This is a genomic window from Streptomyces africanus, from assembly GCF_002150735.1.
Classification (GTDB): Bacteria; Actinomycetota; Actinomycetes; order Streptomycetales; family Streptomycetaceae; genus Streptomyces; species Streptomyces africanus.
Genome location: NZ_MUKA01000629.1, coordinates 1 through 926 on the forward strand (window position 1 = coordinate 1; position 926 = coordinate 926).

1 protein-coding gene is annotated in these 926 nt (G+C 72.6%); it reads left to right on the forward strand.

Features of this window, described 5'->3' with window-relative positions; translation table 11 throughout:
* The first annotated feature begins 5 nt into the window (after nt 1-5).
* Nucleotides 6-806: a hypothetical protein gene (locus CCL05_RS42880; RefSeq protein WP_107400595.1), complete on the forward strand. Its 801-nt coding sequence runs from the start codon at nt 6-8 to the stop codon at nt 804-806.
* Nucleotides 807-926: the final 120 nt, after the last annotated feature.

Sequence of the window (926 nt, forward strand, 5' to 3'; positions counted from 1 at the left end):
CGTACGTGGATCACGCCGGAGCTCCGACCTCCGGCGTGATCCACGTACGCACCCGGCTGACGGCCGACTTCACGGTGATCTCCAACGCCCTCGCCCAGCGGCGCGGCAGCGCGGTCACGATCGGTGTCGCGGCGTACATCGCCTCTCTGCCCGACGGCTCCTCGGTGACCATCACCGCCCTGTGCGAGCACTTCAGCGAGGGCGAGATCCTGATCTCGCGGGCGCTCAGGGAGCTCGAAGCAGCCGGATACCTGGAGCGCCGTCGCGAACGGACGCCCACCGGACAGGTGCGTACCAGAACGTACTTCTACGACGTACCCCGCGGCGAAGGCCCTGACGACCCGCCCGAGCCGCCCCGCCCCCGGCCCGCTGACCGTCCTGAGGAGCCCGAGAGCCCGGCACCCACGCTCGGCGACGCAGACCCGAAGGCAGTCGCCGTACTGACCGCCCTGCGCCGGGTCGACCCTCGTCTCGTCCTGTCCGCCCAGGAGGCCGCGCGACTGGCGCCGGCCGTCTCCGAGTGGCTGGCGGCCGGTGTCGGACCACGGGAGATCACGGAGTTGCTGACCGTACGACTCCCCGACCGTTTCCGGGCCCGCCCGGCAAGCGTCCTCGCCTTCCGGCTCCGGGAGACACCGCTGCCCGCACCGCCCCCGGCACCGATCCCGCCGGTCGTCGAGCGCCCGGCCGTACTGCCCTTCCAGACCTGCGACGGCTGCGAGCGCGCCTTCCGCGCCCCGGCGCCCGGACACTGCCGGAGCTGCCGGGACCACTTGAGCGAGGAACGCCTGCGTGCGGCTGGCTGAGCCGGTGGGCGGGCAGGACGAGGGCCGGGAGTCGAGAGGAACTGTCGGGGCCGCCCGCTTCTTCTCAGTGTCGTGCTTCCACGAGCCGAGTAAAGGGCGCTCCGCGTCGCCTTCGGCGAT